General features: G+C 70.5%; 12 protein-coding genes. 8 read left to right on the top strand and 4 right to left on the bottom strand.

The features are described 5' to 3' along the window. Positions 1-189: 189 nt before the first annotated feature. The gene (locus tag ACFXOM_RS07240) at positions 190-1,296 is read left to right on the top strand and encodes an alpha/beta hydrolase (RefSeq protein WP_384948623.1); all 1,107 of its coding nucleotides are present in this window, start codon (positions 190-192) and stop codon (positions 1,294-1,296) included. Between the two features lie 140 nt (positions 1,297-1,436). On the opposite strand, the gene ACFXOM_RS07245 is transcribed toward ACFXOM_RS07240, so the two are convergent. The 3 genes from ACFXOM_RS07245 to ACFXOM_RS07255 all read right to left on the bottom strand — a co-directional run bounded on the left by ACFXOM_RS07245 (position 1,437) and on the right by ACFXOM_RS07255 (position 4,991). Then, complete coding sequence (locus tag ACFXOM_RS07245) at positions 1,437-3,149, bottom strand: hypothetical protein (protein ID WP_385037259.1); 1,713 nt, start codon at positions 3,147-3,149, stop codon at positions 1,437-1,439. A 500-nt stretch (positions 3,150-3,649) separates the two neighbouring features. Next, positions 3,650-4,576, bottom strand: a complete 927-nt coding sequence (locus tag ACFXOM_RS07250) for a M56 family metallopeptidase (RefSeq protein ID WP_385037262.1) — start codon at positions 4,574-4,576, stop codon at positions 3,650-3,652. A gap of 4 nt (positions 4,577-4,580) precedes the next feature. After that, complete coding sequence (locus ACFXOM_RS07255) at positions 4,581-4,991, bottom strand: BlaI/MecI/CopY family transcriptional regulator (RefSeq protein WP_385037265.1); 411 nt, start codon at positions 4,989-4,991, stop codon at positions 4,581-4,583. Positions 4,992-5,155: 164 nt separating this feature from the next. Between ACFXOM_RS07255 and ACFXOM_RS07260 the strand changes: the two genes are divergently transcribed. The 6 genes from ACFXOM_RS07260 to ACFXOM_RS07285 all read left to right on the top strand — a co-directional run bounded on the left by ACFXOM_RS07260 (position 5,156) and on the right by ACFXOM_RS07285 (position 9,498). Beyond that, a complete protein-coding gene (locus ACFXOM_RS07260; RefSeq protein WP_384928141.1) occupies positions 5,156-5,731 on the top strand; it encodes a TerD family protein in 576 nt (191 codons plus the stop codon). Between the two features lie 37 nt (positions 5,732-5,768). Further along, positions 5,769-6,350 (top strand): TerD family protein, encoded by a 582-nt coding sequence (locus tag ACFXOM_RS07265; RefSeq protein ID WP_385037268.1) that lies wholly within the window; start codon positions 5,769-5,771, stop codon positions 6,348-6,350. Between the two features lie 76 nt (positions 6,351-6,426). Further along, the gene (locus tag ACFXOM_RS07270; RefSeq protein ID WP_384928147.1) at positions 6,427-6,882 is read left to right on the top strand and encodes a tellurite resistance TerB family protein; all 456 of its coding nucleotides are present in this window, start codon (positions 6,427-6,429) and stop codon (positions 6,880-6,882) included. A 212-nt stretch (positions 6,883-7,094) separates the two neighbouring features. Then, a complete protein-coding gene (locus ACFXOM_RS07275; RefSeq protein WP_384928150.1) occupies positions 7,095-7,673 on the top strand; it encodes a helix-turn-helix domain-containing protein in 579 nt (192 codons plus the stop codon). Positions 7,674-7,714: 41 nt separating this feature from the next. Beyond that, on the top strand, positions 7,715-8,389 hold the full coding sequence (locus ACFXOM_RS07280) for a formylglycine-generating enzyme family protein (protein ID WP_384928152.1): 675 nt from the start codon (positions 7,715-7,717) through the stop codon (positions 8,387-8,389). Positions 8,390-8,661: 272 nt separating this feature from the next. Beyond that, the gene (locus ACFXOM_RS07285) at positions 8,662-9,498 is read left to right on the top strand and encodes a DUF1206 domain-containing protein (RefSeq protein WP_384928155.1); all 837 of its coding nucleotides are present in this window, start codon (positions 8,662-8,664) and stop codon (positions 9,496-9,498) included. Between the two features lie 321 nt (positions 9,499-9,819). Here the strand turns inward: ACFXOM_RS07285 and ACFXOM_RS07290 are convergent, their stop codons facing one another. Further along, positions 9,820-11,061 carry a cation:proton antiporter gene (locus ACFXOM_RS07290; protein ID WP_384928158.1) on the bottom strand — a complete coding sequence of 414 codons (1,242 nt, stop codon included), beginning with the start codon at positions 11,059-11,061 and terminating at the stop codon, positions 9,820-9,822. A gap of 1,126 nt (positions 11,062-12,187) precedes the next feature. Here ACFXOM_RS07290 and ACFXOM_RS07295 point away from each other — a divergent pair. Continuing rightward, positions 12,188-12,664 carry a copper chaperone PCu(A)C gene (locus ACFXOM_RS07295; RefSeq protein WP_384928161.1) on the top strand — a complete coding sequence of 159 codons (477 nt, stop codon included), beginning with the start codon at positions 12,188-12,190 and terminating at the stop codon, positions 12,662-12,664. The last annotated feature ends 274 nt before the right edge of the window (positions 12,665-12,938 follow it).

The raw sequence follows: 12,938 nt of genomic DNA on the forward strand, positions 1-12,938 counted from the left end.
CACACGATGGTCGAGGCGTGCCTTCGCCCGTCGCAACCGGCACCGGACGAGCAGGGCGGCCGACCGGAGCAACCGGCGCCGCCACGCTTCGCGCTCGGGGTCGGCCCGGCTCGATCCGCCGTCGGCGGGCCACATGCCGCACCCCGCCTCACACCATCGAGCAAAATCCCTCCGGAAGGAGAACACCCCATGAGAACATGGCAGTTCGGCACCCGACTCCGCGGCGCCCTGTGGAACAGGGCGGCCGCCGTTGCGACCGGAACGGCGGCGCTACTGGCCACGTTGGCCGCACCGCCCTCGCACGCCGACACCCCCGGGATCCCGACGTTCACCGACGGCTACGGCCTCACCCAGGTCGCCGGCGCCACCGAGGTCCACTCCGACACCGACTTCTCCCTCACCGTGACCACCGGAGAGCTGTCCGGCCGCCACAAGATACGCGTCTTCCTTCCCGCGGACTATCGGGCGACCCCGGGCAAACGGTGGCCCGTGGCGTACTTCCTGCACGGCGGGGGCGGAGGCGTGGACGATGCGGCTGCGGCACCTTCCCTGCACTCGGATTCGATGATCACCGTCGTACCGGACGGCGGCTTGAAGGGCTGGTACGCCGACTGGGTGATGCAGAACACCGCTCTGGGTGCTGCCAACTGGGAAACCTTCCACCTCACCCAGGTCGTTCCGTTCATCGACGCCAACCTGCGCACCATTGCCGACAAGGACCACCGGGCCGTCGTCGGCCTCTCGATGGGTGGTTACGGGGCCCTGCACTACGCCGAGGCCCGCCCCGACCTCTTCGGCCACGTCGCCTCCTTGTCCGGCGGCATCGACTTCGGCATGGCGGAAATACGCGCGGCCGTCCTCGCCACGGAGCTCAACCTCACCGGAGCGTGGTGCGCGGTGAGTACGTCCACACCGGCCGGCACCGGCCGGTGCACCGGATACGGCCCGTACGTGGACAGCGACGCGATCTTCGGCTCCCCGTACCCCGTCTTCGGTGCTGATCGTGTCTGGAAGGCGGTCGACCCCGCCGCTCCGGCCAATCTCGCCCGGCTGACGGGTGTCGACGTCACGCTGTACACCGGCAACCGAGGTCCCATCGACCACTTCACCGAGATCGCGACCAACACCGTCAAGACCCGCATGGACCGGCTCGGTCTCCCCAGTCGAGTCGTCGACTACGGCGACGGTTCCACACTGGCCGCCTCGTGCGACGGCGGCCACAACTACGGCTGCTGGGCACCCGCCCTGGCCGACTACGTCCCCCGGCTGGCGAGCGCCTTCGCCGCACGGAGCTGAGGTCCCGACTCGCTGAGGTCCCGTATCGGTGACGTGGGCATTGACGGCCCCGCTGCGCCCATCGGGCCGCAACGGCGCCCGTCCTGACGGACGGGCGCCGACGGTGCACGGGCGGTCCCGTGCCCGGGGCTGGGGTGGGGTTATCCGAAGCATCCGGGGACGGGGTTGGCGCTGCCGTCGCAGTTGGTCGGCACGTTGTCCACGATGGTGTTGGTGCCGTAGGTGTTGACGGTTCCGTTGTTGTCGATACCGCCGGGTGCTGTGTCGGAGGTGTTGTCGGTGATCTTGCTGTCGGTGAGGTTCAGGACGGCGCTCCCGTCCATGTGGATGCCGCCGCCGGCGGCACCGTCGGCGGGGGCCTGGTTGCGGCTGACCACCGTACGCTGGAGGGCGAGATCGCCGTCCAGGTAGATGCCGCCGCCGTCGCTGTCGGAGGCGGTGTTGTCGCGGAAGCGGCTGTCCGTGATCGCTGTGTGGGAGCTGGAGTCGGCGTAGAGGCCGCCGCCGTCTTCGCTGGTGTTGCGGGCGATGGTGCTCCTGCGGACGTACAGCGTCGCGGTGCTGTTGTTGAAGAAGGCACCGCCACCGCTGGCGGCGTAGTTGTAGAGGAAGGTGCTGCTGTCGATGTCGGTCGGCCCGCCCTCGTCAACGTCGACGGCGCCGGCTTCGCCTCCGGCGGTGTTGCTCTTGAACAGGCTCTTGCCGATGGTCGTGGAGCCGGCGCTGAGGACGGCGCCGCCGTTATTGCCGGCGGTGTTGCGGGTGAATTCCGTTGTGGTGATTTCGAGTTTGCCGTTGTCGTTGTAGATGGCGCCGCCGGATCCGCGCGCGGAGTTGCCCTCGGCGGGGGTGGCACCGATGGCGTTGTTGCGGGTGAAGGTGCTGCGGTGGATGCGGGTGATGCCCTGGTTGTAGATGGCACCGCCGAAACCGTCCAATGTGATGTTTCCGGTGGCCACGCCCTTGGCGGTGTTGTTCTCGAAGGTGACGCAGTCCAGGTCGAGACGGCCCGCGGCGTTGACGTAGGCGCCGCCGCCGTAGGTGTCCGTGCTGGCGGTCTTGCCGCGAGCGACGGTGAGATGGCGCAGTTTCAGGTCACCGCCGGCACCAACGTTGAAGATGCGGAACTGGTCGGCGTTGGCGGCCCGCGCGATGGTGGCGTCGTTGCCATCAATGGTGATGGGCTGAATGACGACGGGCAGACCGTTGGAGCCGTCGTTGGCGGTGAGGGTGTAGGTGCAGTGCGGTGCGAGACTGAGGTGGCCACCGCCCTCCTGGTTGGCAACCGTGATCGCGGCGATCAGCGCGCTGGGACTGCACGCAACCGGTACGGCCGGGCCCTCGCCCCCGCCCGAACGCCCCGAGGCATGCCCCTCGGCTTCACCCCGGCCCTGGTCGCCCTTGGCCTGCCCGTCCGCGCCCCCGTCGCCCTTGTCGCCCTTGTCAACGCTCTCATCCCCCATGGCGTGCCCTTCCCCGCCCTCGCCGCTCCGGTCCTGGCCCTCCTCGGGCCTACCGGGGTCGGCAGAGTGGGGCTGGTCGGGGTTGCCTGCGCGGTCGGCCCAGTACTCCCCGTCCTCATCCTGGACCGGGCCACCCCCCTTGCCGGACATGCCTGCCGGGTGCGCAAACGCCTCCACCCCGACGACGGCGACACGGGCGCCTCGACCCGTTCCGACCGGGGTGGCGGCGATGGCGGGCATCAGAGCCGCGCTGGTGGCGGCGGAGGCCAGGCCCGCGGCCGCGATGACGGCCAGCCTCCAGCGCCTACTCAGCCCGGTGATGGGTACGGCGGCGGGCTGCGCATCCGCACCTGAGGCCGGAGCGGGGGCTGGTTCCTGCGGTCGAGACATGTCGACTCCTATGGCCGGTGGGTCGTGTGATGACTGGTCAGGTGCGATCCCCCTCCGCGTCACAGCACATATCAAATCATCACATCAGCGGCCAATGTGAGTATTTAGCCAGTGAATATCGCTGTACTACCCCATACGGGTTCACGCCCGCACACCGGCAACCCACCCCCGGACGGCACCACGGCCTGGGTTGGATCGCGGACCGTCCCACCGCAGGAACCACCGTCCCCGCACAGCGGTGGCAGCGCGCGGCATGCGCGCCGGCACCGCATCCGTGGGGAACCCGTCCGCGAGGGTCGCCGAGGGCACGGCCCATGACGGACCGGAGGTGTTCGTTCGCGGAACGACGCCGGGCCGCGCCCGGGCAGGATCCGGGCACAGCGCACACGGACAGCTGGCACGGGCCGGAACACGCCCCGGTCGGACACGACGCGACGGGTTCGAGCCACATCCGAGCCGGAGCCCGCCGCACACCGGAGCCCCTGACAGCGGCGCCCCGGCTAGAGCGAGGTCGCCGTCCTGAGGACGAGGAACAACGCGACCGCCGAGTTCGCCGAGGAGAAGGCGGAAGCCATCGTCCCGGCGGCTGCCGTCCAGACCGCAACGCCGGCCGCCGTGAACGCGGGAGGCCACGCGCGTGTGGACGGCACGGGTCCGAGCAACGCGGCGACCCGGCGCGGCACGGGGCCGGCCGCGAAGCCCGCGAACGTGGGGTGGGGAGTGCCGGTCGAGGCGAGTGCGGCTTTGCCCACGGCCCGTGCCATCACACGCCGGTTGCCGATCAGCTCCGCGGCCTCTTCGTCCGCCCAGCGTTCGGCGCAGTAGGCGACGGCGGTGTACAGCGGGCGCAGGAAGGGGTTGGCCCGTGCGGCGAGGAGCGCGGCCATGAGGTGGCGGTGGTGCCCCGCCGCCAGATGGGTACTTTCGTGGGCGAAGAGCGCCCTGCGCTCCGCGGGATCCAGCCCCGAGAGCATGCCCGTGCTCACGACGATCCTGCTCGCTGGGCCCGGCAGGGCGAAGGCGTACCTCGCGGTGTCGGGAAGTACCGCGATCCGGGCGGGTGGCAGGCCTTCCAGGGCTCGTGCCGCGCGACGCCGGACGCGGTGGTGGCGCCACACCGTGACGGCGCAGGCCGCCGCGACGGCGACCAGTGCGGGAATGGCCGCCTTGCCGACGACCTCGTCGTACGGGACGGCCTCGCGCACCTCCGGGTCGGACCAGCTGTCGGGGAGCGGATTGCCCGGCAGTTGCGCAGTTCCCACCACCATGATCAGCGCGAGGCAGAGGGTGCTGCACAAGGCCATCAGTGCGCTCACGCCCGCGAGGAGGCGGGTGGCCGTTCGAGGGTGCAGGTGCTGCTCGGCCAGGCGCGCTATCGGCCACGCCGTCATCGGCAGGACCAGCGGTAGGAAAACGACGTGCCCCATCCCGTCAGTCTTCCGGTTCGTCGTCCGTATGGCGGAGCAGTTCGCGAAGGACCTGCTCGTCTTCGGGCGACAGTGAGACGATGAACCGTGTCAGCACCGCTTCCCGGTTGCTCTCGCCATCCAGGACGCGACGCATGCGCAGCGCAGCCAGCCCGGCCTGGTCTGCCGTCGCCTCCCAGACGAAGGACCGCCCCTCCCGGTGTCGGGTGACGGCGCCCTTGACCTGGAGCCGGGACAGGATGGTCATCACCGTGGTGTACGCGAGGTCTCCGGCCAGGCGCCCCTGCACCCAGCTGGCCGTGACCGGTCCGGGTGCGGGCTGCAGCACGGCCAGCACCTGGGCCTCGAGTTCACCCTGCCCACGACGCCGACCGCCACCCTCGGGGAGCGGGGCGGATGTTTCCCGGTTTCTCAACTCCGGCTCCCGTCGTGTTCGCCTGCGCGTTCCGCGGCGTCATCGTACTGATTCCGGGTGTGCCTCACCCCGGCAATATCTACAGTGTTGTAGATTTCAGGAGTCGCAGTCATCGGGTGCTCGGGCTCCGAGACGTCCGGCACGCATGCACGAGGAGAAGAAATATGGGTGTGAGCCTCGCCAAGGGCGGCAACGTGTCACTGAGCAAGGAAGCTCCCGGGCTGAGCGCGGTGATCGTCGGGCTCGGTTGGGACGTTCGCACGACGTCCGGTGCCGATTTCGACCTCGACGCGAGCGCCCTGCTCTTGGGCGAGTCCGGCAAGGTCCCCTCCGACCAGCACTTCGTGTTCTACAACAACCTGAAGAGCCCGGACGGTTCCGTCGAACACACCGGGGACAACCTCACCGGTGAGGGCGAAGGCGACGACGAGTCACTCACGGTGGATCTGGCTGCGGTTCCCACTGACGTCACCAGGATCGTCTTCCCCGTTTCCATCCATGACGCCCACGGCCGCGGCCAGAGCTTCGGGCAGGTCCGCAACGCCTTCATCCGGATCGTCAACCAGGCCGGCGGCGACGAACTCGCCCGCTACGACCTCTCGGAAGACGCCTCCACCGAGACGGCGATGGTCTTCGGCGAGCTCTACCGCAACGGCGCCGAGTGGAAGTTCCGGGCGATCGGCCAGGGTTACGCATCCGGACTCGCCGGAATCGCCTCCGACTTCGGAGTGAACGTCTGACGACGCGCCGACACCACGCTCTCCCACGGAGGCAACCTTGAGCGTCACGCTGTCCAAGGGCCAGCAGATCAGCCTGGCCAAGACCGGTGGGCACACCCCTTCCCTCGTCCGCATGGGGCTGGGCTGGAAGTCCGTCGCACGCAAAGGCCTGTTGGCCCGGCTGACGGCCCGGGACATCGACCTGGACGCCTCGGCGATCCTCTTCTCCGCCGGTGAACCCCAGGACGTCGTCTTCTTCGAGCACCTCGCCAGCAATGACGGTTCGGTACACCACAGCGGCGACAACCTCACCGGAGGCACCGGCCACGGCGAGGAGGACGAGTGGATCACCGTCGACCTCGAGCAGGTCCCGACGCACATCGACCAGATCGTCTTCGTCGCCACCTCTTTCACGGGCCAGACCTTCGACGAGGTGGAGAGCGCCTTCTGCCGACTGGTCGACGAGACCACCGACGAGGAACTCGCGCGCTACACACTCAGCGGCGGAGGACGGCACACGTCCCAGATCATGGCCAAAGTCCAGCGTGATACCGGCGGCTGGACGATGACCGCGATCGGTTCCCGCGCCGGTGGTCGGACCTTCCAGGACCTGATGCCCGCCATCGGCAGCCACCTGTAGCCACCGCGCACCACCACGTGGCGAGCGGCACCTGCCCGGCCACGAACGACCACACACACAACCCGAGGAGAAGACCATGGCCCTGTGGGACCGCATAAAGGAATCCGCCACGACGATGCAGACCCAACTCGTCGCGAAGAAGAACGACCTCAAGAGCGGGGCGTTCCGCGACGCCAGCATGGCGATGTGTGCGCTGGTCGCCGCCGCTGACGGTACCGTCGACCCGTCGGAGCGCCAGCGCGTTGCGCAGTTGATCGCCAGCAACGAGGTCCTGCAGAACTTCGACGCTGACGACCTGCGACAGCGCTTCGAGGGCAACCTCAACAAGCTGACCGCCGACCTGGACTTCGGGAAGGTCAGCGTGATGCAGGAGATCGCCAAGGCGAAGAAGAAGCCCGCCGAGGCACGCGCCGTCATCCAGATCGGCATCGTGATCGGCGGCGCCGACGGCGACTTCGACAAGACGGAGCAGGCCGTGGTCCGTGAAGCCTGCTACGCCCTCGGCCTGCCGCCACACGAGTTCGACCTGTAGCGGGGCGCCGTCCGGAGGGGCGCCGCTCCTGCGGCCCCCTCCCCCCACCACGCAACGGTGGGCGCCGTGGCGGTGATCCCCTTCCGCCGTACCAGCAGCGGCCACAGGGCGGGCTCGGCACCGCGGGGCATACGGTGACCACGATCCTGGCACGTCGTTCCTGGCCCACACGGTGTGGGCGGACCGCTGTGCCGGCACGTATCGTTGCCGACATGGCAGACGACGACGCCGCGGTCCTGGCCTCCGTCGGCCCCAGGCTGCGCGCGCTGCGCACGATGCGCGGCACCACCTTGACCCAGCTCTCGAAGACCACCGGCATTTCGGTCAGCACCCTCTCCCGCCTCGAATCCGGCGAGCGCCGGCCCAACCTGGAGTTGCTGCTGCCGCTCGCCCGCGCCTATCAGGTGCCGCTCGACGAGCTCGTCGGCGCCCCGCCGGTGGGTGACCCTCGGGTCCGTCTGAAGCCCATGAAGCGCGCGGATTCGACGATCGTGCCGCTGACCCAGCACCCGGGAGGAGTGCAGGCGTTCAAAATGGTCATCGGCACCAGCCGCTGCGAACCCGAGCCACGCTCCCACGAGGGCTACGAATGGCTCTACGTGCTGGGTGGGAAGCTGCGCCTGGTGCTCGCCGAGAGGGACGTCGTGCTGAAGGTGGGCGAGGCCGCGGAGTTCGACACTCGACTGCCGCACTGGTTCGGCAGCACCGGAGAGGCGCCCGTCGAGATCCTCAGTCTCTTCGGGCCGCAGGGGGAACGCATGCATGTTCGCGCGAAGCCTCGCGGCTCCTGAATTCTCGGGGCGGGGGATGGGTCGGGTGAGACCATCTGGTCATGAGTGCGACAGCCGATCACGAGATGATCACCGTGTCTGCTGGGCGGGTCACCCTGTCCGACCGGCGCACGCAGCGCAGTTGGTCCGTGGAACTCGCGCCCTACCGACTCGCAGCCCACCCGGTCACCCAGGCACAGTACGCGCGGATCACCGGTCAGCACCCGAGCAGCGCCCGTGGAGACCGCTTGCCCGTCGAGGGGGTGTCATGGTGGGACGCGGTCCGGTTCTGCAATGCCCTGTCACACAGTGAAGGACTGTCACCCGTCTACCTCGTCCACGGTGACGACGCGGCCCTCGAGTGGGACGCGGCGGCAGACGGATACCGACTGCCCACCGAAGCGGAGTGGGAGCACGCGTGCCGCGCGGGCACCGGCGGACCGCGCTACGGGGACCTCGACGAGATCGCTTGGTATCGGGGGAACTCCGGGGAACAGATCCACGAGGTGGGCGGCAAACGCCCCAATGCGTGGGGCTTCCACGACACCCTCGGAACCGTCTGGGAATGGTGCTGGGACGTCTACGACCCCGAGGCCTACGGCAGCTACCGGGTACTGCGCGGCGGCGGCTGGTTCGACGAGCACTGGAGTTGCCGGGCGTCCGTGCGGCGCCGCAGCCATCCGACGTTCCGCGTCGACGACGTGGGGTTGCGCATCGCGAGCTCCTCGGTGCGCTGATCCGCCCGGCGCACTGAGCCTCCCTGCCGCCACGAAGCGGTCGGCAGGTACGCCCCGCACCAGCGGTCGCCGCGGCGCACCGCCCTCCGGCACGGCGCGCACTGTCCGGCGCTTCCTCATCTCCATGGGCTCACCGGACGCTCGGGGACTGCCGATGCCGGTGCGGTGGAGCGCCGCGTCCGGTTCCGGCGACCGCCACGGTCCGACCTCGCCCTGCTCGTCCCGGGGCTCGACGGACGTTCGAACGGGGGTTTCAGGGGCAGCCGGGGAGCATGAATGCACACGCATGGACGTCCCGGGGCCGGGCCATGGCCCACCGGGCAGCGCGTAGTTCTGCGGTGGAGACCGGTGCCCGCTGGGGTCTGGCCGCACGCGGGCTGATCTACCTCCTGATCGGTGTCCTGGCCCTGCAAGTCGCCTTCGGGACCGGTGGCGGCAAGGAGGCCGACCGCGGGGGCGCCCTGGAGGAGATGGCAACCAAACCGTTCGGTGCCGCATTGCTGTGGGCCGTCGGAATCGGACTGGTCGGCATGGTGGTGTGGCGACTGTCCGAGGCACTGTTCGGCGCGGCGGGTCCCGACGGGCAGAAGCCTCAGAAGCGGGCCCTGTCAGCCGCACGGTGCGTCTTCTACGGGTCCGCCGCGTACTCGGTGCTCGCCTTCGCGGCCGGCGTCGAGGACGCGGGGTCGAGCGACCAGCAGTCGCGGGACGTCACGTCGCGCGCACTCGAACTGCCCGGTGGCCAGTGGATCGTGGGAGTCGGCGGTGCAGGCGTCGCGTGCGCGGGCGTGTGGATCGGCGTCCGGGCTGCCCTGCGCAAGTACCGCAAGCACCTGCGGAGCGCGGACATGGGGCGGCGGACCCGCCGGGCGGTGGACGTGGCCGGGGTGTCCGGAGGTGCGGCCCGCGGTCTGGTCTTCGCGGTCGCGGGCGGTTTCGCCGTCCGGGCCGCGGTCACCTTCGACCCTTCGGACGCGAAGGGACTGGACGACACGCTCCGAACCTTCGCCGCGACCGGCGCGGGCCCGTGGCTGCTGGTGGCGACCGCCCTGGGACTGGTGATGTTCGGGCTCTTCTCCTTCTCGATGGCCCGCTGGCGCCGGGTCTGAAGCGCCGGGGCACTCCCGTGACCGGCCGGTGTACCGACAGGACCTGCGTGGCGACTTCACGCACCCCCGGACGGGCCGGAGACGGTCGGCTGTCTCGACCGCAAAGCCACAGGCGGACGGCGGATGCCTCGTCGGGGGCGAGCCCCGGCCGTCCGCCGGCGGGCGGTGTGGAACGCCCCGCCCGCCGCGGGGCGCGCACGTCGGCGCATCGCCCCGGGGTGAGGGACGCGACACTGATGTCCGGGCGGGCGACCGGTGCACGAGCACGACCTCCTCCCGTGCGGCCGGTCCGGTCCAGGCCTCCCGCGCGCCCGGTCCGGTTCAGGCCTCCGGAGCGACCGTACGTGGGGTGTCGCGCCGACCGTACAGGCGGCCGATCGGTTCGGTACTGATGCCGTGGAGGACGATGCTCACCATGACGGTCATGACCATCACCCGGGCGATCAGGTCCCCGCTCGTGGCGGGGAGTTCGATGAGCGCGAGGGCCCCGAACACGATGGACGTCACTCCCCTCGGCCCCATCCAGCCCAGGAACAGCCTGTCCGCAGTGCTCAGTCCCGTTCCGAGGAGCATCAGCATGACCGGGAGGATGCGGACCAGGGTCACCGCGAGCAGCGCGTACAGGATGACGGGTGCCTGGAAGCCGTCCCAGAACTCGTCGTTGACGACCTGCCCGAACAGGAACCAGAGCGCCAGGGTCAAGAGGGCGACCAGGTCGTCGGTCATCTCCACCACACTGCCCGGGAGTCGGCGCACGGCCGGGGCGATGCAGACGCCGGCGACGAAGGAGGCCACGAAGCCGTTTCCCCCCAGGGCTCCCGACACGGTGTACGCCGCCACCGGCACGGCCAGCACGCCCAGCCGCATCGCCGACGCCCGGGTCCACCCGCGCGACCACGACCACCGCACCAGCCAGCCGCACGTGTAGCCGACCGCAAGGCCGGTGAGCAGGGCCAAGCCCGCCGACCGGACCGCGCCCAACAGCGCACCGACGTAGTCGGCGTGGACGCCGTGCGACTCCACGCTCACCGCCACGCAGAGGAGGAAGACCGGCGAGACGATCCCGTCGTTCAGCCCGCCTTCGACGTTGAGGACCTCGCGCAGCCGGGCCGGGATCCGCGGGTCGCGGACGACTGCGGCCGTCGGCGCCAGGTCCAGTGGGACGACCACGGTCGCGAGGACCGCGAGCAGCCACCCCGACCGGTCGGGGAAGACGAGGACGCCGGTCAGGAACGCGGCGCACAGGGTCAGCGGGAGCGCGCCGCCGAGCAGGCGCAGGACCAGCCCCTTCTCCCTTCCCAGGATCCCTCCGGGGACTTCGATGGCGTCCACGAAGAGCAGCAGCGCCAGAATGACTTCCACGGAATGCTCGAACACGGCGGTGTCGAGGTCGAAGTGGAGGGGAGGGTGGTCCCCCCTGGTCAACGCGATACCCGCGACCATCATGGCGATGGGCGCGGTGATGCTCCATCGCGAAAGCCGGTGCGCAAGCAGCGACCAGACGAAAAGGATTCCGGCGATGACCGCGACGGCAAGCATGCCACCCGCTTTCCTGCTCTGCACGTCCTCCGTCCTGCGCAGAGCCTAGGACGGGTGCGTCACGGCGGCCGTCAACGCCGCCGGGAGAATCGTCTGTTCCAGCAATCGGGGACGCTCTCCCGGCGTACACCTCTTCGCGCGTTCGAAATTCGTATACGTTTCCGCCACCGGGCGCGGACGTGCGGGGAATTCACGGGGAACCGGGCGAGGGCCGGGTGGACGGCCGGGTCTCCGGTCCCAGTCAAGAACTCCGCGGCGCCCCCACCCAGCGACCGGCGGCGCCCGGTCCGGTGCGGGAGGCGCCGGGGGTACGCGGGTGCTCGGTTGCGCTGGCGGACCCACCCCTGCCGCGCGGCTGGACGGGCGGCACCGTCGTCTTCCACGACGGACGCGAGCTCCCCTCCCGCGAGGGTCGGGGTTGACGACGCCGCGGACCGCCCACGGGTTCAGGGGAGGCGAGCGGCACGCGGCTCGACCGACTGTGGGCCCCTCGGGGTGCACTGCGACCGAGGGGTGCGCGTGTCCCCACCCGCTACCCGCTACCCGCTACCCGCTACCCGCTACCCGCTACCCGCTACCCGCTACCCGCTACCCGCTACCCGCTACCCGCCGGAGTCGGACGAGGGAGCCCTCCGGTTCCCGCGGCTCCCCGGGAGAATCATCACGCGATGGATCACCGCGCTCGGGCTCGGCCCTGGCAAGCGTGCGTGACAGGATGGCTGTTGCCGCCCGGGGAGGGCAGTTCCGCCGAGCCACCGGCGATGCCACCCTGCCGGGCACCGTCGACGTGTCCGCGCCGCCCGCACGGGGTGGCGCCTGCCCGATCTGGAGTGGCCATGGCAGACCCACACCCGCGCCAGCGGAGTCGGACGGCCGTGCCCGCCGCCCCAGAGGGGTGCGCGCCGCCCGTGACGGCGGCCTCCGCCGCCCGCCCCGCCGTACCGTTCTGCGACTCGCACACGGTCGTCCCTACCTCCGCCCCCGTTGTGCCCGGGAAGCGCTCCACCGCCATCCGGAACGCGCAGGGTGCGACCCCCGGTCAGCACCACGGCGGTGGGCGATGAACAGCCGCCCACCCCAGGCACTCTCGGCACAAACCACCTCTCCGAGTCAGGGTCCGGGTCCGGGTCCGGGTCGGGGTCGGGAGCGTTTGCGGGACGCACTCCTCGCGGGGCTGGCGCCGGTGACGGCCTGCGTCGTGGCGCTGGCCGGTCTGACCACGTGGACCTCGTTCGGGGCCGCGGGCACACCACCCCGGATCCGGGTCGAAGGAGCGCGGATCTTCCTGCCGTACGCAGACCGCACCGAAACAGCCGCGTTCTTCCGCATCACCAACGATGGTGGCTCCGACGACCAATTGCTGTCGGTCACCTCTCCGGTCACCGGTACGGCCATGTTGAGCCGGCACGTGAGCTCGGGCGGGGGCGACGGGATGCGCATGGTCGCCTCCGCTCGCATTCCTGCCGGAACGACCCTCGACATGTCGCCGGGCGGGCTGGACGTGATGGTCACCGTGCCTGACGGTCGGCTCTACCGGCAGGTCGGCGAGTCCCTTCCGTTCACGCTGCGCTTCCGCTACGGCGGCGCGGTGGACACCGCGGTCATGGTGGTGCGGCCGGGCACCTGATCCGGCCCCGGTCACGAGCCGCCGATGGCCCGCACCCGCGGTTCTGGGGGGGGCGCGGCCGGTTCCGGCCCGTCGGTGGCGGCCGTCCGCACGACGGTACTGCTCAGCGGGCAGCCGTCCACGGCCCTGCCCTTCGGTGTGGGCGTCCGTGGCCCGCCCGCCGGATCCGTCGCCGGCGGGTCACTCCCCTCCCACTCCTTCCCGCCCGGACGCGGGCCCGATGCGACCGGGAAGGCCGGAGGTCCGGGCCCAACGCCACAGGCACCTCCACGAC

The sequence above is a fragment of the Streptomyces sp. NPDC059169 genome (assembly GCF_042755225.1).
Classification (GTDB): domain Bacteria; phylum Actinomycetota; class Actinomycetes; order Streptomycetales; family Streptomycetaceae; genus Streptomyces.

Coding starts and splice junctions, on each gene's coding strand:
- ACFXOM_RS07260 (WP_384928141.1), top strand. CDS start 5,156: ATGGGTGTGAGCCTCGCCAAGGGCGGCAACGTGTCACTGAGCAAGGAA.
- ACFXOM_RS07250 (WP_385037262.1), bottom strand. CDS start 4,576: ATGGGGCACGTCGTTTTCCTACCGCTGGTCCTGCCGATGACGGCGTGG.
- ACFXOM_RS07270 (WP_384928147.1), top strand. CDS start 6,427: ATGGCCCTGTGGGACCGCATAAAGGAATCCGCCACGACGATGCAGACC.
- ACFXOM_RS07280 (WP_384928152.1), top strand. CDS start 7,715: ATGAGTGCGACAGCCGATCACGAGATGATCACCGTGTCTGCTGGGCGG.
- ACFXOM_RS07245 (WP_385037259.1), bottom strand. CDS start 3,149: ATGTCTCGACCGCAGGAACCAGCCCCCGCTCCGGCCTCAGGTGCGGAT.
- ACFXOM_RS07240 (WP_384948623.1), top strand. CDS start 190: ATGAGAACATGGCAGTTCGGCACCCGACTCCGCGGCGCCCTGTGGAAC.
- ACFXOM_RS07285 (WP_384928155.1), top strand. CDS start 8,662: ATGAATGCACACGCATGGACGTCCCGGGGCCGGGCCATGGCCCACCGG.
- ACFXOM_RS07275 (WP_384928150.1), top strand. CDS start 7,095: ATGGCAGACGACGACGCCGCGGTCCTGGCCTCCGTCGGCCCCAGGCTG.